Origin of the sequence: Synechococcus sp. BIOS-U3-1 (genome assembly GCF_014279975.1) — a bacterium.
Classification (GTDB): Bacteria; Cyanobacteriota; Cyanobacteriia; order PCC-6307; family Cyanobiaceae; genus Synechococcus_C.
Genome location: NZ_CP047936.1, coordinates 1,272,082 through 1,289,583, shown reverse-complemented (window position 1 = coordinate 1,289,583; position 17,502 = coordinate 1,272,082). Strand labels below are relative to the sequence as shown.

The window sequence follows — 17,502 nt, the reverse complement described above, 5'->3', positions numbered from 1 at the left end:
ACGGCTAATCTCCGTCAATGCTTCCTGACAGGTTCAGTTTCTACTCCGCAATGGTCCCGAGGGTATTGACAAGCATTGCAGCTGTGACAGTCACAGCGCTCGCTGCATCACTGACTGTTTGGGCACCCCTGCGAGGAATCAATCCTCACGGGGATCTAGCGCGATCATCCTCACCGCTGTCTCGGGAGAGTGATCCCGATCCGACTGATTTCAGTGCCGAAGAGCTGGAACATCTGCAGCGCCGATTTGGTGTACACGGACCTCAGACCCAACTCGCTCAGTTGTTCACTCGCGGGGTTGATCAGCTACAGCCTCTCCGTGCCAACACCCTGTCGAGACTCAACAGACTGAAACCGGTCATCCAAAGGGAAGCCAATCGCCACCGGATCAATCCAATGTTGATCACGGCCATCCTGTTTGATGAAATTCAGCATTCCAAACCTGGAGAGGATCTGCCGTTCGTTGTTCACTCAGGTCTTGTTGAGACGCATGGACCTGCTCAGCTGGGAATCAGTGAACTGATTCATCAAGGGCGACTTCCGGCCGATCCCTCACCTCAGCAGATTGCAGCTGCCCGAGACCTACTCATGAATCCGGATGCCAATGTGGAGCTACTGGCGGCGAAGCTTGCGCGACTGAAAGTGGAGCTCGGACTAGAGCGTGAATCGATTCTGATTGCCAGCCGGTCCTACGTCGATGCCAAAGCCATTGCCACACTGGCTTACTTGCATAACGGCAAGCTTGATTACCCCGCCAGGGTCCTCCGCTATATGCAAGACCCTGCATTACATGGACTGATTTATTCCACGATCCGTCCCGCACCGCTTCCTGTGATCTGAACGGCCAGCGCGGTTGGCTACGAATTGCAGAGGCTGCCTAAAGCTGCAAGGCGGTTCTGGAGATCGGACCAGGAGAAGCTGCGGGGATCAGCCCTGGCTCCACCCAAGTCAACATGCCGGTGGGTTGTGATCGCAGCAGGATCGATCTCAAAGCGCCTTAACCAACCATCCAGAACAAGGGCCAAAGCGTCGTACTGAGCGGCCGTGTAACCGCTGTGCTCTCCATGACTTCCATGCCCATCATCCGGAGTTTCAAGACTGAGATGCAGGGCAAAGTTATTGACAGAGCCATCGAACTCGGCATTGGTGACAGCCCACTCGCCGAGAAACGCAGAGTATCCAGCGCCGTAAGCCCGTTTGAGTGGATCCACTAAATCCACGATCGATCCATCTAAGCCAACAAGCGTGTGGTAACTGACTTGATCCTCATCACGGGGATGGGGGGTCAGGAATGTATTCACTGCTGAAGTGAGGGAGTAAACCGTCTCATGCAGCACCACAACCCGTGGAACAGGGTTGATGGCCTGGCCCCATGGATTGCTGCGGAAGCGGTCTCCGTAGTTGGTCGGGTCAGCCGGAATCGATTGGCGCAGCTGAGGGAGTTTGCTGCGCTTGCCCAGAAGTCGGCTGCGCATCGACTGATCGATACCCGAACATTGTTGTGCCAGAGGAGAGGACCAGGACGCAACTTTGGGAGCATCGGGTTGCTCTCCTGGCAGGACGTTGTTCAGATCGGAGTCGCGAGCAACTTCGTTTAGCAAATCCAGCAGGGAAGGCTTACGAGCGAGACGCTCAGTGGACTTTTCCGCAGTGAAGCCCACCAGCGACAAGACCAGCACAAGCGTGGATGTTGTTGCCAGCAGAATTCCAGCACCTGGGTTGCGCAACAAGCCAAAGGCCTTGAGACAAAACCGGTTCAGATGATCTGGAACCATTGATCACGAAGCGAACGAGCCTCCCTGGTCGCACCAGGGTCCCAGGCCAATCGATGGCGTTCCACCCCGGCCTTCTTCAGGAATAGCTCCGTGCTGGCGATCCGGCCACGACGGCTGTACATCACCTGACATTGATCCGAACCATGCAGCAACTGCTGGCTTCGTTGCAGGTTTTGGCAACGCCAGTTCCTGAGTGACAACAACTCATCGCCGGCGACCAGACCAGCTGATTCAGCGGCCCCAGAGGAAACTGTGCGATCAATCCACACACTTCCATCTGCTTCACGCAGCGTCCATCCCGCATCGGGATGAGCTGCCATCACCGGCTCGAGCTGGAGGCCTAGTTCGTTTAGGCAGGACTCGACCGGGATCGAGCCACAGTTATCCAACCAAATTGGCAGTTGTGCAGCCAGTTCAGCAGAGCTGGCTGAGATGACCTCCATCAGATCGTGGCGCGTATACCCCCGTCCGTGGACCCCTAGTCGGGACCACAAAAGGCGCAGGGTTTCAGCCAGAGATCCACCGACTTGACGCAGACGCACATCAAGGCAGAAGGCCAGAGCGGTTCCCAACCGGTAATAGCTGATCTGACTTCGGGCATTGGCGGGGGACTGCTTATAGAGGCGCACCCAGGCCTCTCTTGAGCTATCGGCGAGGGACTGAATCGTGGTCCCTGGATTCAGCAGTACGTGGGAGAGATCCGCCGCTAGATCCTCGAGCAGATCCAAGCGGCTGGAAAAACCAGACAGCAGAGGCAGAGCCAGGTCGAAATAACTGGTGATGCCTTCAGCAAACCAGAGGCCCTCGCTGATCACCGGCCGGTCGTAGCGATAAGGAACGTATTCGCTGGGTCGGAGTCGTCGGACGTTCCACTGATGCAGATATTCATGGCCGATCAACTGCAGCAAACTGCGGGTTCCGCCGTTCTCAAGCAACCGAGTCCAGGGGAACTGCATGACCGAGGAATTGTCGTGCTCCAAACCTCCATAGCCCTGATCCAGCAGTTGCAACACCAGCTGATAAGGCTCTCGCGAAGGGGGGTCCGAACCCATCAGATCGCAGACCGACGAGCAGATGGACTCGATCTCTGCTGGCAGCGTTGATGACCATCCAGATGGCGGAGTACCAATCAACACCAGTTCATGAGACACCTTCCTCACGTTGAGCATCTCGACATGAAGCTCACCGGCATGGACCGGTGCATCCACAAGATGGTCGAAGTCCTCAGCCAGAAACGAGCCGTTGTTCCGTGGTAACGGGCAGACCGCAGTCCAGGAGGCGGGGAGCAAGACCTCCAGAACGTGTTGATTCCAGCGTTGACCCTCTATCAACATCACGACTGCGGAAAGGCAGAGTGATGCGAAGACTGGATCAACGTGATTGGTGCGGACAGTCAGTTGCCTTGCTTCGAGTGCGTAACGCACCGTGAGCGGTTCTGAAACAAGGCACTCCACATCCCATGTCTCCGGTGATCGGCGACGGGGGAACAGCAACTGCCCTGCCTGCTGAACAGTGAGGCTGTGAAGATGCTGGGATGGATCCCTGACTGTGTAGGACCCCGGAGTCCAAACCGGCAAGCTCCAGGTTTGCCGAGGTTGAGTGGGACTCCATCGGAGCTCAACCCAGAGAAGCTGTGAGGCGGGAGAACCGAGATCGAGCGCAACGTGAACGTCGGCCATCAGATGCCGGCAGTAACCGTCTCGACATCAAACAGTTCGGCCTGCCGCATGGCATGGTTCATGGCGTAGCGACGCAAGACACGTCGCAGAGTGGGTTCGGTTAGTCCTGAACCCTCTGGTGCGGCGAGGTCAGCGACCAGATCGAAATGGGGCTGGTTGTCGCTGTGTCTCCAGCCCAATTGCAGACCTGATGGATGGACTGCAGCCAGATCAACCGACTGATGACTGTCGAAGGAGCTCACAACTCCTCCGCGAAAGACCTTGAACCCCTCGTTGTGGAGAGCGATCTCAAGCAAATCGAGATCGGTCACCAATGTGGGCAGGATGGACAGATGGGACATGTAACCGGAATGCCCGCGCAATCTGACCCTAGCCAGATGGACGACGAGTGCTACTCCACGTTGATTGTTCCAGCCATCGGAACTTGGCCCAGGTTTGATTCACCCTTGCGACTCGGGGTGATGGCCTCGGGAACAGGCACGAATTTCGAAGCACTGCACAACGCCATCACCTGCGGAGACCTAGATGCCCAGATCAGAGTCCTGGTGGTGAATAAAGCCGGCTGTGGAGCCATTGCCAGAGCCGAGCGCCTGGGTATCCGATGTGAGTTCAAAGACCACCGATTGTTCCCCACCAGAGAGGCGATGGATGAGGAACTGGTGCGTACGTTTCAGAACGAAGGCGTTGAAGCCGTTGTGATGGCCGGTTGGATGCGCATCGTGACCCCTGTGCTCATCGACGCGTTCCCGGGGAAATTAATCAATATCCATCCATCGCTTCTCCCATCCTTCAAAGGCATGGATGCGATCGGTCAATGTTTGGCTGCAGGTGTAACCATCGCCGGTTGCACGGTGCATGAAGTGCTGAACGATGTGGATGCTGGTCCAATCCTTGCTCAGGCAGCTGTTCCAATCCTCAGCGGTGACAACAGGGATCGACTCAACCGCCGCATCCAGACGCAGGAACATCGGCTACTTCCCTGGGCGACGGCCCTGGCAGGTCAACGCTGGAGATCAGCAACAAGAACTCAGGGGTAGAAGGGTGCCAGTGGGAGCCCTTCACTGACCATGAGTCCCGCCATCAAATTCAGACATTGCACCCCTTGGCCAGCCTGTCCTTTCATCAGATTGTCAACGGCACTCATCAACACGAGACGACCGGTACGACCATCCACCTGAACGGATAGAAGAGCCTGATTGGTGTGCTTGGCCCATTTGGTGGCTGGATAGGTTCCTACTGGCAGTACGCGGACGCAAGGGTGGTGGCGATAGACAGCTTTGAGAACAGTTGTGCAGTCTTCAGCAGTGAGACCGGGATCCCTCAAGCGTGCATACACCGTCGATAAAAGGCCCCGAACCATTGGCACGAGATGCGGGGTGAACTGAATTTGAATGGGGCATCCCGCCACGCTGCTGGCGAGCTGTTCGATTTCCGATGTGTGGCGATGCCCAACGACGCCATAAGGACTGATCGACTCCGATGCTTCGGCTAAGAGCAGATTCTCCTTGGCAGCTCGACCTCCTCCGGAGGTGCCGGTTTTGGCATCGATGATTAAACCTTCGGTCTCAATCAAGCCCTGTTTGAGGAATGGCAGCAAAGGCAGAAGGCTGGTGGTTGGAAAACATCCAGGTGCTGCAACCAGCCTGGCCTCAGCGATCTCGGCGCCATGCCATTCCGGAAGGCCATAAACCGCCTCTTTACAAAGATCGGCATCAGTGCGCTGATGAGTTCTTGCCTCATGCACGTACACCGCAGCCCAGTGATCCAAGCTGCGGTAGCGGTAATCAGCGGAGAGATCCACCACCCTGACGCCCTTCTCCAGCAAAGGCGGCACCAACTGACTCGCTAAACCGTTGGGAAGGCTCAACACCGCAAAATCAGCGGCCGCAGCGATGCGATCTGGATCCGGGCTGTCCACGGTGAGGTCATCACCAAGCGGCAGGAATGGGCAGATCTCGCTCCAGCAGCGACCAGCGGATCGCTCACCTCCCAGGTAGGTGATGTCAAATCCTGCGTGGGTGTTCAGGAGGCGAAGGGTCTGCAGACCTCCGTACCCGGAGGCACCCACCACAGCAACCCGTTGAATCCCCATTCCAGCGATGACACTTGGGTCGATCGTACCGACGTCGATAATGGGGAAAGCTTTCAGGACACCTGGACCGCTGCCCGATTCCGTTGCTCAGACCAAGGGGGCTACTCCCATGTTTGATTCCATTCCCGATGCACTTGCCGCCATCCGAAACGGAGAGTGCATTGTGGTCGTGGACGATGAACGAAGGGAAAACGAAGGGGATCTGATCTGTGCGGCGCAGTTCGCCACCCCTGAACAGATCAACTTCATGGCCACAGATGCACGTGGTCTGATCTGTCTCGCCATGGAGGGCGAACGGCTGGATGCGCTTGATCTGCCCCTGATGGTGGATCGCAACACCGACTCCAATCAGACAGCCTTCACCGTGAGCATCGATGCGGGGCCCGAAAATGGAGTCTCCACAGGGATCTCTGCGGACGACCGCTCCCGCACAATCCAGGTGGCGATCCAACCAGGCTCCAAACCGTCGGATCTGCGCAGACCCGGTCACATCTTCCCGCTCAGAGCTCGGCCAGGAGGTGTGCTCAAGCGAGCAGGACACACCGAAGCAGCAGTGGATCTCGCCCAGATGTCGGGCCTCTACCCCTCAGGAGTCATTTGTGAGATTCAAAACCCGGACGGCTCCATGGCACGGCTTCCGGAACTGAAGATCTACGCACGAGAACGCGGTCTGAAGCTGATCAGCATTGAAGACCTGATTCGGTACAGGCTCGATAACGAACGCTTTGTTGCACGATCAGCTCAGTGCTCACTCCCAACGGAATTCGGTTCCTTCCTGGCCATCGGTTATTCCAATGAGCTTGATGGCAGTGAACATGTTGCACTCGTCAAGGGTGACCCCAACAACCTGAACGAACCCGTATTGGTTCGCATGCATTCCGAATGCCTCACCGGTGATGCCTTCGGATCCATGCGTTGCGACTGCCGTGCGCAGCTGCACATGGCGATGAAGCACATCGAAAAAGAAGGCGAAGGAGTAGTTGTTTATCTACGCCAGGAGGGTCGAGGCATTGGTCTGATCAACAAGTTCAAGGCCTACAGCTTGCAGGAAGGCGGACTGGACACGGTTGAAGCCAACGAGAAGCTCGGGTTTGCCCCTGATCTGCGTAATTACGGAGTCGGAGCCCAGATTCTCAGCGACCTGGGGATTCATCGTCTGAATTTGCTCACCAACAACCCCAGGAAGATCGCAGGTCTAGGCGGCTATGGACTTGAAGTGGTCAATCGTGTGCCGATGAAGGCTCCTGTCGGTGATTTCAATGCGAGATACCTGGCCACTAAAAAAGAGAAGCTTGGGCATCTGCTGGATGCCATCGAATTCAGCTCTCACTGGGTCCTGAGTCTCGACAGCACCTCCACCGATGACGGTGTTCTTTCAGATTTGCTGCATCGTGTGGAACAGCTCAGCCAAGCCAAGGGTGTTCAACTGCGGGCTGAACAAGGGCCTCGTCTGCTAGCGCTGTGGGAGCGACCACGGTTTGTTTGGTCGCTGCAGGAGTCAGAGCCCGACTCGGACGCCATCAAGGCGATGCTGACCACAATGGCGGGTTGGCCGGAGACCTCAAGACTCGGTCTCCTCCACACCGTGAATGAACAGCAGATCACTCATCCCCCTCAGACCCTGGAACGCAAGGAACTGAAGCTCAGCTCGTTGGCTGATGCGTCACAGGACAGTGCCTGGTTCCCCGCAGGAAGCCAGGCCGCCTTGATTCACTGGTCCTGAACGGTGACCTTCTGGATGCGTGTGCCGTTCTTAATGGCCATGACCACTTTCATATCACCGGTCAGACCGAAGACGGTGTGCACACCATCAAGGTGAGGTTGAGCGTCATGGACGATGAAAAATTGACTGCCACCTGTGTTGCGACCGGCATGAGCCATCGAGAGCGCACCCGGAACGTGCTTTTTGCTGTTGATCTCGCAATCGATCATGTAACCAGGACCGCCCGTGCCAGGGGTTCCTCGTGAACCTTCACGGCTGTTGGGACATCCACCTTGCGCCATGAAACCGTCGATCACCCGGTGGAATGCAAGCCCGTCGTAAAAGCCATCACGCGCGAGTTTGACGAAATTGGCAACGGTGTTGGGAGCGTCCTGATCGAACATCTCCAACTTGATATCGCCGGCGTCCGTGGACATGAGAACGGTCGTCAAGGCGTCAATCCGAAAACACCATGCTAGGCAGGTGACTGTGCAGGACGACCTCAACCACGCAATGAGTCAAACAGCCTCTGGTCCAGAGCTTGATTCCGCCCGAGTGGGAGTCATCGGTGGAAGCGGTCTGTATTCCATGAACAAGCTGGAATCAGTGCGGGAGGTCCAAACCGACACTCCGTTTGGCAAACCATCGGATGCCCTGAGAATCGGAACACTCAATGGCGTTGAGGTGGTTTTTCTGGCTCGTCATGGAAGTCAGCACCACTTGCTTCCCAGCGAAGTTCCCTATCAGGCCAACATCTGGGCCCTGAGAAGCCTTGGCGTGCGCTGGCTGGTTTCTGTGTCCGCCGTGGGTTCATTGAGAGAACACCTGAGACCACGTGACATGGTGGTGCCTCATCAGTTCATCGACCGGACCAGGCAACGACCACAGTCATTTTTTGGAGACGGATGCGTTGCGCACGTCAGCCTGGCTGATCCGTTTTGCCCCACCCTGAGTGAGTGGCTGGCAACGTCAGCAGCGGCCGCGATGCCCGTGGGACAACATCTTCATCGTGGTGGCACTTACCTCTGCATGGAAGGTCCAGCATTTTCAACCCGTGCAGAAAGCGAGCTCTACCGAAGCTGGGGGTGTGATGTGATCGGCATGACCAACCACACGGAAGCGCGGTTGGCGAGAGAGGCCGAGATCGCCTACGCATCGCTCAGCATGGTGACTGACTTCGACTGCTGGCACGATGATCATGACGCTGTCACCGTGGACATGGTGATCGGCAATCTCAAAGCCAATGCATCGGCAACTGAACCAATCCTGGATCGGTTGATGGGCAATTTCAGCAAAGATCGTCCCGAATCTCCGGCGCACCGAGCCCTAGAACATGCGCTGATGACGGCTCCGGACGCTGTTCCTACAGCGACGCGACAGCGCCTCGACCTATTCACCAATCCCTACTGGGGACGATTTAACCCTGAATAGGAAGAGAGAGTCCCTGACTGGTTAACGCTGCTCTCAGATCAGCTCCATGAGCTTCAAGCAAAGCATCGGCAGCGTCTGCCTTTAAATCACAGCTGCCCATGCAGAGGGCACGTTTCACTGACCCTTGGGCGCGTTCCAACAGGCTGAGAGCTGCTTCACGTTTCAAACCAAGAAGATCCCTCAGGATGCGCACGGAGCGGTCGACGAGCTTGCTGTTGCTAGCAGCAACGTCGACCATCCTGTTGCCATAGACCTTGCCCAGCCTCACCATCACTCCTGTTGAAAGGATGTTGAGAGCCATTTTTGTGGCCGTTCCCGCTTTCAGACGCGTCGACCCCGTCAGCAGTTCAGGGCCCGTGAGCAGTCGTACATCAATGTTGCACGGCAGGGGAGCCTGTTCCGAGGGCACACAGGCCATGGCAATCGTCAGTGCTCCGAGCTCCTTGGCATAGCGCAATCCACCTCGGACATAAGGCGTCGTCCCCCCTGCGGCGATACCGACTAGGCAATCATCCGAGCAAAAACCACGTTCCTGAAGATCAGCCACAGCAGCAGATTCAAGATCCTCGAGTCCCTCGGAACTGCGCAACAGTGCCGGAGCTCCCCCCGCAAGAATTCCCTGAACCAGTTCCGGTGGGCTGCAGAAGGTCGGGGGACATTCAGCAGCATCAAGAACTCCAAGACGTCCTGAGGTCCCTGCACCTAGATAAAACAATCGGCCAGTCCCCTGCAGTCGTTCGGCAATCGCATCAACGGCTTGGCTCAGAGCCTTTCTCACCGCAAACACAGCCTCTTGGGGCCTGCGATCCTCGTCGATGAACAGGTCGACCAGTGCATCAGTGGAGAGCTGATCGAGTTGATCACTCGCGGGATTCGCCTGTTCAGTGAGCAGAAAGCCGCGGTCCTCCGAGGGAGACGCCAACAAGGAGCTTGACTCAGAACCGATGGCTGGAGTGTCAGTCATGTTTAGAGAAGACCTTCAAGACGTCGCCGCACATCATCCAGATCCTGGATCGAGGATTCATCCTTGGAATCGCGTCCTTGCGCACGGTCAGGATCCTGTTCTGGTTCCTGCTCCTGCCAATTGGCTACGTCACGATTGGCGCTCGGTGGCCTCAGCATCAGGCGTTCATCTTCCGACTTTGGAACAAATCCATCGGAGACGAATCGGGCCTCATAACCGGCTTCACGACAAAACAACTCGATCTCCTCGCGATCGAGAGCTTCAACAGTAGGCGTTGGAAAGTCCTGTGCTTCCAGCAGTCCGGCATAGCGATCAGCATCGTCGCGGTTCTCAAACATCAGCACCACCGTCTGGCCTGAAAGCTCGAGGGAGTGAATGCCTTCGCTGTCCTGTCCTGCGTCATACAGGAGCACGTGAACCAACATGCTGATCAATCATCAACAGCAGTCTCTCATCGGAACTGTGGCTTAGAAACCGTTGGCGCGCTCCAGACTGAGTTCCTGCAGGCGTTGATAAAGCGCCCGTTCATCGTCATCCAGCGCCGCCGGGATCACAATCACAATTTCCACAAGCTGATCGCCACAATCATCTCCAAGCTGAAGACCACGCCCGCGCAATCTCAACAAACGTCCGCTGGACGAACCAGGAGGAACCTGAAGCGTGACCGGGCCGGAAAGAGTGGGCACATCGACGGCACAACCAAGCGCAGCATCCGGAGGCAGCAACTCAAGGCGGTAATGGACCCGAAGACCATCGATGCGCAGCCCGTCATCCGTCATCACCCGCAAATGCAAGAAATGATCGCGTCCTCCGGGGGCAACACCCTCCAGACGTAACCGCCAACCATCTCCTGCTCGAGGCGGGGTACCCACTTCAACCAAGGTGCCATCCCCGAGCTCCAGTTCCACGGTTGTGCCCTGCAAGGCTTGATCAGGCGTGAGATCGACAACGGTTTCTAGATCGTCTTCACTGCGGACTGGAGGTGGTGGTTGAGGCGAAGCCTCAGGCCAGTGGGCTCCTTCAGCCTGATCAGATCCATCGCTGTAATGGGATGACTTCTCTTGCGCACCCTGCGCACTTGGAGTCTGTTCTCTTGGAGCGGGCTCTCTGTGAACAGGCTCACGCTCCAGCCCAAGAACAACGGCGAGGTAGTCCTCAAAATCAGGGAATCCAGTGCTGAAGGGATCTGTTACAGCAACGCCTCCGCGTTGACGTAACTGCCATTCCTTACGCCGGTCAGGGTTACTGAGAACCGCGTAAGCCTCATTGACCAGCTTGAAGCGTTCTTCGGCGTGACGATCATTCCCATTCAGATCGGGATGCCAGCGTCTGGCTTCGCGCCGGAATGCCCGCTTAAGCGCGTCTGGAGCTGCACCAGGCTCCAGACCAAGCAGTGACCAGTAGTCCGGTTCAGCGGAAATTGTCATCGTCCCAGGGGTCGATCCCTCTTCGGCCACCTCTCATCCGTCCGTCGTATCGGTCGTAGCGGGTTTGCGGGGAGGCCCAGGGGTCATCATCCCAGTCGTCTTCTGCAAACAGCTCATCCTTCAGCGTGCCGAGAGTGCTTTTCAGACCTTGCAACGGTCCACCGTCGGTCTGACGCTCAGCCGTCAGACGGCGGTTCAGACCAAACAGAGCTTCCTGAAGGCCGCTCACAGCCATCTCGAGCTCTTGAAGATCATCCAGCTGCAAGAGATCCTGAACATCACGAACCGACATCTCAACCGCTCTTTGCTGACGCTCAGCTCCGTAGGGCCCAAGCTCGAGAGCAGCGTCACGCAGCCGCCGCTCCGCCTGTGCGACCAAAGTCATCGCCGAATTGCGTCGTTCGATTGTGGAGCGCTTACGGCGATCTTCATCAGCGCGTGCTTCAGCTTCAGCAAGTAGGCCCTGAATTTCATCTTCACTGAGTGTCGAGCCTCCTTGGATGGAAACCGACTGCTTACGGCCCGTCGTCCGATCCGTTGCACTCACCTGAAGGAGTCCGTTGGCATCAATGTCGAAAGCAACCTGGATCTGAGGCACACCACGAGGCGCGGGAGGAATTCCCGAGAGACGGAAACGGCCGAGTGATTTGTTATCCGACGCCATCTGGCGTTCTCCTTGCCAGACATGAATTTCAACCGATGACTGGTTGGGTTCCGAAGTGCTGAACACATCCGACTGACGAACGGGGATCTGGGTATTGCGCGGTATCAGAACCTTCATCAGACCTCCGATGGTTTCAAGACCCAGCGAAAGCGGTGTGACGTCATTGAGAAGCAGATCACGCAATTCACCCGTGATGATTCCTGCCTGGACCGCTGCACCAACGGCAACCACCTCATCCGGATTCACCGACTGACAGGGATCATTCGGAATCAGTGTTCTAACCAACTGCTGCACCATTGGCATGCGAGTGCTTCCGCCCACGAGCACCACGTCATCGATGTCCTCAGCAGCCCATCCGGAATCTCGAAGAGCGGTCTGCACAGGAACCAGCAAACGGTCCAGAAGATCGGGGCACAGCCCCTCAAAGGTTTCCCGATCCAGCGTGGTTTCAATATGCAGAGGACCATCAGCGCCAGTGGCAATGAAGGGCAGGGAGACCGGGGTCGACGTGACTCCGGAGAGCTCCTGTTTGGCCTTTTCCGCAGCTTCGGTCAGGCGTTGCAGCGCCTGACGGTCTCGCCTGAGGTCGACCTCATACTCCTTGAGGAAGGCTTCGGCCAGCCAATCAACAATGCATTGATCGAAGTCGTTGCCACCCAGCTGGGTGTCGCCGTTGGTGGCTTTGACATCGAAAACCCCATTGGCGATTCTGAGCAGCGATACATCAAAGGTTCCACCGCCTAAATCAAAAACGAGGGCACGACGAACCGCACTTCGATCAAAGCCATAAGCAAGAGCAGCTGCGGTCGGTTCATTGAGAATTCGCTCAACATTGACTCCCGCAAGACGACCGGCATCGCGGGTGGCCTGACGCTGTGCGTCGTTGAAGTAGGCAGGAACGGTGATCACGGCAGATTCCACCTCTTCTCCGAGGTAGGTGGAGGCGTCATCCACGAGCTTGCGCAGGATGCTGGCCACGAGCTCTTCTGGGGCATATTCCCGCTCGGTCTGCGGACATGCCACGCGGACGTTGCCCTGACTGTTGGAGCGAACCGTATAGGGAACGGTGAGTGACCCGTCGTCGAGTTCATCCCAGGCCCGACCAACAAAACGCTTGAGATTGGAAAAAGTGTTGCGCGGATTGAGAACCAGCTGACGTCGAGCCGGTTGACCCACAAGAAGTTCGTTGTCTTTGGTGTAACCCAGCACGGAAGGGGTCGTCCGGGTGCCCTCCGCATTGGCAATCACCACGGGCCGCCCGGCCTCAAGAACAGCCACGACGGAATTGGTGGTACCCAGGTCGATTCCGACGATCCGGCCCATAAACGCCTGTGTGAAGTCCCACGGTAACGGCCCAAACAGCTCTCACCCAGCCCCTGCATACGCACCCCACGGGGTGAGTTAACGAGCCCTTAGTGATCAGGGTGCCGTTGGACCGGTACGTTTCATTGATCTGTTCAAAACAGAATGCCCAGGTCGTTGGAGCTTTATCTCTTACGGCGACGTCCGCCGATGGAGAAATCGGTGGATGCCGGCTTCAGGATTCTGGCGGTCGCCTTGGCCTCAGTGGTGGCGATGGTGCTAGTAGCCATCCTCGTGGTGGTGTTCTGGGGATCGTTGGATTCCATGGGTCGATACGGCTGGTCATTTCTGGTGACCTCCAATTGGAATCCCGTCAAAGATGAATACGGTGCGTTTACAGCCATTTATGGAACGCTGTTGACATCGCTGCTGGCACTGCTGATTGCTGTGCCGCTCGGCGTAGGAACGGCGATCTTCATCACCGAAAACTTCATTCCTCTAAAAATTCGAACGTTGATCGGATTGATGGTTGAACTGCTAGCAGCCATCCCTTCAGTTGTGCTCGGCTTGTGGGCCATCTTCGTGATGGAACCCTTCATCAAGCCATTTCTGCAGTTACTCCATACAACTCTCGGCTGGATCCCGTTTTTCTCCACTGCACCCAAAGGACCTGGAATCGCGCCAGCCGTCTTGATCCTGGTGGTCATGATCTTGCCGATCATCACAGCCATCTCCAGAGACTCCCTGAATCAAGTTCCGATGAAGCTGCGACAGGCGGCCTATGGCGTGGGAACAACGCGCTGGGGTGCCATTCTCAATGTGATGTTGCCAGCAGCAATTTCAGGAATTGTCGGAGGTGTGATGTTGGCCCTAGGACGCGCCATGGGTGAAACGATGGCTGTCACGATGATTATTGGAAATTCAAATAATTTCAGCTGGTCTCTACTTGCACCCGGCAACACTATTTCAGCAATGCTTGCCAATCAGTTTGGTGAAGCAGATGCCAGTCAGGTTTCATCTTTGATGTATGCCGCATTTGTCCTCATGATCCTCACCCTTGCAGTGAACATCATCGCCCAGTGGCTAGTTAAACGTCTCAGTCTGAAGTACTGATCATGACTTTTTCATCTACAGCTCTCCCGGCACTTGATATTCCAGACCTCTCTTATAAACAAGGGCTCAGGCGCAATGTCATCAACAGAATTCTCACCATTCTTGCTGGTTTGTTTGCTGTCATTGCTGTACTGCCATTAATTGCCGTACTGGCCTATGTGCTGGTCAAAGGTGGCGGCATGCTCAACCTCAGCCTGTTCAATGAGCCCTCAACAGGTCTTCCGGGCGAGGGTATTGGAAATGCTGTTATCGGAACACTCTTGGTGACCTTGATTTCGGCACTAATCGCCATTCCAGTTGGTGTTGGGGGCGGAATATTTCTCGCTGAATATTCACGTGGCGGAAGTTTCGCTCAATTCATTCGATTTGGCACTAATGTGATGTCAGGCGTTCCATCAATCATCGCTGGCGTCTTTATCTATATCGCAATCGTAGAAACTAAAATTATTTTTGGCAATTCCCACAGTGCACTTGCAGGCGGAATTGCTTTATCAATACTGATGCTGCCTACAGTCATCAAAACAACTGACGAAGGTCTAAAGCTTGTTTCAGATGATCTTCGGCGTGCAGCCTTAGGTGTTGGGGCTTCAAGGTTTGTCACGATACTGAGGATTACATTGCCTTCAGCATTTACCCCAATAGCCACGGGTGTCGTTCTTTCAATTGCTAGAGCCGCAGGAGAGACTGCACCTTTAATTTTTACAGCTTTGTTCTCCAGTTACTGGCCCCAGGGAATCAATTCAATTTTTAATCCTATTGCTACATTATCAGTGCTAATTTACAACTATGCACGACTTCCCTATCCAGCCCAAAATGAATTGGCATGGGCAGCATCGTTTGTACTTGTACTCTTTATTCTCATTATCAATTTATTTGCACGCTGGCTCGGACGATTTGCTGCTAATTGATCTAAAAAATTTCCACCAGTCCAAAAATTCTTCTTGCGCTCCATCCGTACCGCATCAGCTGTCATGACTTCCATCGCTCCATCAAGTTCAGAAGTCTCATCAGACATCTGCCTCTCGATTCAGAACACAACGATCAGTTACGGCAGTTATGAGGCTGTTAGGAATGTTTATTGCGACATACCACGAGGCAAGGTCACAGCATTCATCGGGCCATCTGGATGTGGGAAATCGACCGTGCTAAGAGCCTTGAATCGAATGAACGATCTTATCGAAGGATGCACTTTGAAAGGGCGAGTCTTATTTGATGGTGCAGATCTCTACGCTCCGTCAGTTGACCCAGTAGAGGTAAGACGTCGTATCGGAATGGTTTTTCAGCAACCCAATCCATTCCCTAAAAGTATCTATGAAAACATTGCATTTGGTGCACGTATTAATGGATATACAGGCGACATGGATGAATTGATCGAGCGCTCACTGCGCCAAGCCGCAGTCTGGGATGAGTGCAAAGACAAGCTCAACGAAAGTGGATATTCATTATCTGGTGGACAACAACAACGCCTTTGCATTGCACGCACGATTGCGATTCAACCAGAAGTGATCCTGATGGATGAGCCCTGTTCAGCACTTGATCCAATCTCAACGTTGAAAATCGAAGAAACAATGCATGAGTTAAAGAAGAGTTTCACGATTGTTATTGTGACGCACAACATGCAGCAGGCCTTGAGAGTGAGCGATATGACTGCTTTCTTTAATGCAGAAGCGGTTGAAGGAGGCTCCGGGAAAGTTGGATATCTCGTGGAGTTTAATGAAACAGATCTGATTTTTAATTCACCGTCTCAACAAGCCACACAGGATTATGTTTCTGGACGTTTCGGCTGATCACTGGATTCCTGGATGGATTGTTTTTGTGACACCAGAACGCCAACGATGCATCGATGCATAAATCATCAATCATTAGACATCAATCTTCGAGATCTGGCCAATAAAAAACCGGTCCCGTAGGACCGGTGGAAAACGGAGAGGGAGGGATTCGAACCCTCGATAGAGTTGCCCCTATACAGCATTTCCAGTGCTGCGCCTTCGACCACTCGGCCACCTCTCCAGGGGCTCGTCTGGCACGTCAGAATGTAGCAGGGCGTTTCCTGCAGCACTGAATGAGGCCGACTCATCGGGTCACCATCTACTGGAGACAGCAAGGTCGGGTGATTTCCCATGACGTGCCCGAAGGTGATTACATCCTGCAGAGCTTTGAACAACAAGGCGATCCACTGCCTTTTTCATGTCGGAACGGATGCTGCACAAGCTGCGCTGTTCGTGTCCAGCAGGGTGAATTGGATCAACAGGAAGCCATGGGACTCTCCAGAGAGCTCAGATCTAAGGGCTATGGGCTTCTGTGTGTAGCAAGAGCCATTGGCCCGCTTGTCGCTGAGACACAAGACGAAGATGAGGTCTACGACCTGCAATTCGGTCGCCACTTCGGCAGAGGATCCATCACCCGTGAGATCCCTCTTGAGGAACTCGAAACTTGGAAGGAATGACGCAACAACATCTGGATTGCGGTGCAGCTGCCGCAGATGCCGGCCTGACGCCGATGAAACTTGAAGAACTCAGTCAGGTCGCTAAAGCAACAGCCGCCCTAGGTGGATCGATACTGATGCAGCACTACGGGCAACTCGTCTCAATCCGTCAAAAAGCAAGGGCTGGAGACCTGATCACCGATGCCGATCTGGCTGCTGAGCAGGCTGTGCTGACTGGTCTTAGTGAGGCAACCCCTGAGATTCCCGTGCTGGCCGAGGAATCCGGTGCACAGGGTGATGTGTCAGAGCTCTGCTGGTGTGTTGATCCACTCGATGGCACGACAAATTTCGCGCATGGCTATCCCTTTTTCGCCACATCCATCGGCTTGCTGTGGAGAGGTCTTCCGATCCTCGGAGCGGTGGCTGTCCCTTTTTTGCAAGAGGTGTTCTGGTGCTGTCCTGGTATGGGAGCGTTCCTCAATGATCAACGCATCGAGGTGAGCAACTGCTCAACACTGGAAGACAGCCTTCTGGTCACGGGATTTGCTTATGACCGAAGGGAACGCTTGGACAACAACTACGCGGAGTTCTGCCGCTTAACCCATCAGACAAGAGGTGTAAGACGCGGTGGAGCCGCAGCTGTTGATCTGGCCTATGTGGCTGCAGGGCGACTCGACGGCTACTGGGAGCGAGGCCTTTCTCCCTGGGATCTGACAGCTGGCGCTGCATTGGTGGTGATCGCAGGTGGAGAGGTCAGTGATTACCGAGCCCAGAATTACGACGTGTCATCGGGTCGAATTCTCGCCACCGGACCTGGACTTCATACCGCTCTGCAGAGGGAACTCGAAGGCATCGAGCCTCTCGCAGAGCGGCTTTATGCAAACTGAAACCCAAGCCATGGGATCCTGATCGAAGCAGCGACAGGCGCG

General features: G+C 55.3%; 18 protein-coding genes and 1 tRNA gene. 9 read left to right on the top strand and 10 right to left on the bottom strand.

Translation table 11 applies throughout. The features are described 5' to 3' along the window. Positions 1 to 83 precede the first annotated feature (83 nt). Positions 84 to 839 (top strand): helicase DnaB, encoded by a 756-nt coding sequence (locus tag SynBIOSU31_RS06780; RefSeq protein ID WP_370593690.1) that lies wholly within the window; start codon positions 84 to 86, stop codon positions 837 to 839. A 17-nt stretch (positions 840 to 856) separates the two neighbouring features. Here SynBIOSU31_RS06780 and SynBIOSU31_RS06775 read toward each other — a convergent pair whose 3' ends face one another. Genes SynBIOSU31_RS06775 through SynBIOSU31_RS06765 form a run of 3 tightly spaced genes read right to left on the bottom strand, consistent with a single transcriptional unit; the run spans position 857 to position 3,794 of the window. After that, on the bottom strand, positions 857 to 1,774 hold the full coding sequence (locus SynBIOSU31_RS06775) for an N-acetylmuramoyl-L-alanine amidase (protein ID WP_186492671.1): 918 nt from the start codon (positions 1,772 to 1,774) through the stop codon (positions 857 to 859). Then, positions 1,756 to 3,453 (bottom strand): M61 family metallopeptidase, encoded by a 1,698-nt coding sequence (locus SynBIOSU31_RS06770; protein WP_186492670.1) that lies wholly within the window; start codon positions 3,451 to 3,453, stop codon positions 1,756 to 1,758. Before SynBIOSU31_RS06770 ends, SynBIOSU31_RS06775 begins: the two co-directional genes overlap by 19 nt. Beyond that, positions 3,453 to 3,794: a DUF1257 domain-containing protein gene (locus SynBIOSU31_RS06765; protein WP_186492669.1), complete on the bottom strand. Its 342-nt coding sequence runs from the start codon at positions 3,792 to 3,794 to the stop codon at positions 3,453 to 3,455. The genes SynBIOSU31_RS06770 and SynBIOSU31_RS06765 overlap by 1 nt, the downstream gene beginning before the upstream one ends. A 36-nt stretch (positions 3,795 to 3,830) precedes the next feature. Here SynBIOSU31_RS06765 and purN point away from each other — a divergent pair, with 36 nt between their 5' ends. Continuing rightward, positions 3,831 to 4,490, top strand: a complete 660-nt coding sequence (purN, locus tag SynBIOSU31_RS06760; RefSeq protein WP_255477405.1) for a phosphoribosylglycinamide formyltransferase — start codon at positions 3,831 to 3,833, stop codon at positions 4,488 to 4,490. Here the strand turns inward: purN and argC are convergent. After that, positions 4,481 to 5,545, bottom strand: coding sequence for an N-acetyl-gamma-glutamyl-phosphate reductase (gene argC, locus SynBIOSU31_RS06755; protein WP_186492668.1), 1,065 nt, complete (start codon positions 5,543 to 5,545; stop codon positions 4,481 to 4,483). The genes purN and argC overlap by 10 nt on opposite strands. 109 nt (positions 5,546 to 5,654) lie before the next feature. Between argC and ribBA the strand changes: the two genes are divergently transcribed. Then, positions 5,655 to 7,268 carry a bifunctional 3,4-dihydroxy-2-butanone-4-phosphate synthase/GTP cyclohydrolase II gene (ribBA, locus tag SynBIOSU31_RS06750; RefSeq protein WP_186492667.1) on the top strand — a complete coding sequence of 538 codons (1,614 nt, stop codon included), beginning with the start codon at positions 5,655 to 5,657 and terminating at the stop codon, positions 7,266 to 7,268. Here the strand turns inward: ribBA and SynBIOSU31_RS06745 are convergent. Beyond that, positions 7,256 to 7,684 carry a peptidylprolyl isomerase gene (locus SynBIOSU31_RS06745; RefSeq protein ID WP_370593714.1) on the bottom strand — a complete coding sequence of 143 codons (429 nt, stop codon included), beginning with the start codon at positions 7,682 to 7,684 and terminating at the stop codon, positions 7,256 to 7,258. The two genes, ribBA and SynBIOSU31_RS06745, sit on opposite strands and share 13 nt — an antisense overlap. A gap of 76 nt (positions 7,685 to 7,760) precedes the next feature. On the opposite strand from SynBIOSU31_RS06745, the gene mtnP reads away from it, so the two are divergent. Then, a complete protein-coding gene (gene mtnP / locus SynBIOSU31_RS06740; RefSeq protein WP_186492665.1) occupies positions 7,761 to 8,678 on the top strand; it encodes an S-methyl-5'-thioadenosine phosphorylase in 918 nt (305 codons plus the stop codon). Here the strand turns inward: mtnP and murQ are convergent. The 4 genes from murQ to dnaK are packed head-to-tail and all read right to left on the bottom strand — an operon-like array spanning position 8,665 to position 13,056. Then, positions 8,665 to 9,642, bottom strand: coding sequence for an N-acetylmuramic acid 6-phosphate etherase (murQ, locus tag SynBIOSU31_RS06735; protein WP_186492664.1), 978 nt, complete (start codon positions 9,640 to 9,642; stop codon positions 8,665 to 8,667). The two genes, mtnP and murQ, sit on opposite strands and share 14 nt — an antisense overlap. Before the next feature lie 2 nt (positions 9,643 to 9,644). Then, on the bottom strand, positions 9,645 to 10,067 hold the full coding sequence (locus SynBIOSU31_RS06730) for a DUF3110 domain-containing protein (RefSeq protein WP_186492663.1): 423 nt from the start codon (positions 10,065 to 10,067) through the stop codon (positions 9,645 to 9,647). A gap of 42 nt (positions 10,068 to 10,109) precedes the next feature. After that, positions 10,110 to 11,069, bottom strand: coding sequence for a DnaJ C-terminal domain-containing protein (locus tag SynBIOSU31_RS06725; protein ID WP_186492662.1), 960 nt, complete (start codon positions 11,067 to 11,069; stop codon positions 10,110 to 10,112). Beyond that, a complete protein-coding gene (gene dnaK / locus SynBIOSU31_RS06720) occupies positions 11,053 to 13,056 on the bottom strand; it encodes a molecular chaperone DnaK (RefSeq protein ID WP_186492661.1) in 2,004 nt (667 codons plus the stop codon). Before dnaK ends, SynBIOSU31_RS06725 begins: the two co-directional genes overlap by 17 nt. A gap of 144 nt (positions 13,057 to 13,200) precedes the next feature. Between dnaK and pstC the strand changes: the two genes are divergently transcribed. From pstC to pstB, 3 genes are all read left to right on the top strand, one after another. Continuing rightward, complete coding sequence (pstC, locus tag SynBIOSU31_RS06715) at positions 13,201 to 14,148, top strand: phosphate ABC transporter permease subunit PstC (protein ID WP_186492660.1); 948 nt, start codon at positions 13,201 to 13,203, stop codon at positions 14,146 to 14,148. A gap of 2 nt (positions 14,149 to 14,150) precedes the next feature. Next, positions 14,151 to 15,056: a phosphate ABC transporter permease PstA gene (pstA, locus tag SynBIOSU31_RS06710; protein ID WP_186492659.1), complete on the top strand. Its 906-nt coding sequence runs from the start codon at positions 14,151 to 14,153 to the stop codon at positions 15,054 to 15,056. A 63-nt stretch (positions 15,057 to 15,119) separates the two neighbouring features. Then, on the top strand, positions 15,120 to 15,935 hold the full coding sequence (pstB, locus tag SynBIOSU31_RS06705) for a phosphate ABC transporter ATP-binding protein PstB (protein WP_186492658.1): 816 nt from the start codon (positions 15,120 to 15,122) through the stop codon (positions 15,933 to 15,935). 136 nt (positions 15,936 to 16,071) lie between these two features. On the opposite strand, the gene SynBIOSU31_RS06700 is transcribed toward pstB, so the two are convergent. After that, positions 16,072 to 16,158, bottom strand: a tRNA-Ser gene (locus SynBIOSU31_RS06700). A 52-nt stretch (positions 16,159 to 16,210) separates the two neighbouring features. Between SynBIOSU31_RS06700 and SynBIOSU31_RS06695 the strand changes: the two genes are divergently transcribed. Both SynBIOSU31_RS06695 and SynBIOSU31_RS06690 read left to right on the top strand, forming a co-directional pair. Then, positions 16,211 to 16,594, top strand: coding sequence for a 2Fe-2S iron-sulfur cluster-binding protein (locus SynBIOSU31_RS06695; RefSeq protein ID WP_186492657.1), 384 nt, complete (start codon positions 16,211 to 16,213; stop codon positions 16,592 to 16,594). Further along, positions 16,591 to 17,460, top strand: a complete 870-nt coding sequence (locus SynBIOSU31_RS06690; RefSeq protein WP_186492656.1) for an inositol monophosphatase family protein — start codon at positions 16,591 to 16,593, stop codon at positions 17,458 to 17,460. Before SynBIOSU31_RS06695 ends, SynBIOSU31_RS06690 begins: the two co-directional genes overlap by 4 nt. Positions 17,461 to 17,502 lie beyond the last annotated feature (42 nt).

Bases quoted from the DNA above. Each gene is read 5' to 3' on its own strand.
- SynBIOSU31_RS06775 (WP_186492671.1), bottom strand. From the start codon at position 1,774: ATGGTTCCAGATCATCTGAACCGGTTTTGTCTCAAGGCCTTTGGCTTG.
- SynBIOSU31_RS06770 (WP_186492670.1), bottom strand. From the start codon at position 3,453: ATGGCCGACGTTCACGTTGCGCTCGATCTCGGTTCTCCCGCCTCACAG.
- SynBIOSU31_RS06765 (WP_186492669.1), bottom strand. From the start codon at position 3,794: ATGTCCCATCTGTCCATCCTGCCCACATTGGTGACCGATCTCGATTTG.
- purN (WP_255477405.1), top strand. From the start codon at position 3,831: ATGGACGACGAGTGCTACTCCACGTTGATTGTTCCAGCCATCGGAACT.
- argC (WP_186492668.1), bottom strand. From the start codon at position 5,545: ATGGGGATTCAACGGGTTGCTGTGGTGGGTGCCTCCGGGTACGGAGGT.
- ribBA (WP_186492667.1), top strand. From the start codon at position 5,655: ATGTTTGATTCCATTCCCGATGCACTTGCCGCCATCCGAAACGGAGAG.
- SynBIOSU31_RS06745 (WP_370593714.1), bottom strand. From the start codon at position 7,684: ATGTCCACGGACGCCGGCGATATCAAGTTGGAGATGTTCGATCAGGAC.
- mtnP (WP_186492665.1), top strand. From the start codon at position 7,761: ATGAGTCAAACAGCCTCTGGTCCAGAGCTTGATTCCGCCCGAGTGGGA.
- murQ (WP_186492664.1), bottom strand. From the start codon at position 9,642: ATGACTGACACTCCAGCCATCGGTTCTGAGTCAAGCTCCTTGTTGGCG.
- SynBIOSU31_RS06730 (WP_186492663.1), bottom strand. From the start codon at position 10,067: ATGTTGGTTCACGTGCTCCTGTATGACGCAGGACAGGACAGCGAAGGC.
- SynBIOSU31_RS06725 (WP_186492662.1), bottom strand. From the start codon at position 11,069: ATGACAATTTCCGCTGAACCGGACTACTGGTCACTGCTTGGTCTGGAG.
- dnaK (WP_186492661.1), bottom strand. From the start codon at position 13,056: ATGGGCCGGATCGTCGGAATCGACCTGGGTACCACCAATTCCGTCGTG.
- pstC (WP_186492660.1), top strand. From the start codon at position 13,201: ATGCCCAGGTCGTTGGAGCTTTATCTCTTACGGCGACGTCCGCCGATG.
- pstA (WP_186492659.1), top strand. From the start codon at position 14,151: ATGACTTTTTCATCTACAGCTCTCCCGGCACTTGATATTCCAGACCTC.
- pstB (WP_186492658.1), top strand. From the start codon at position 15,120: ATGACTTCCATCGCTCCATCAAGTTCAGAAGTCTCATCAGACATCTGC.
- SynBIOSU31_RS06695 (WP_186492657.1), top strand. From the start codon at position 16,211: ATGAGGCCGACTCATCGGGTCACCATCTACTGGAGACAGCAAGGTCGG.
- SynBIOSU31_RS06690 (WP_186492656.1), top strand. From the start codon at position 16,591: ATGACGCAACAACATCTGGATTGCGGTGCAGCTGCCGCAGATGCCGGC.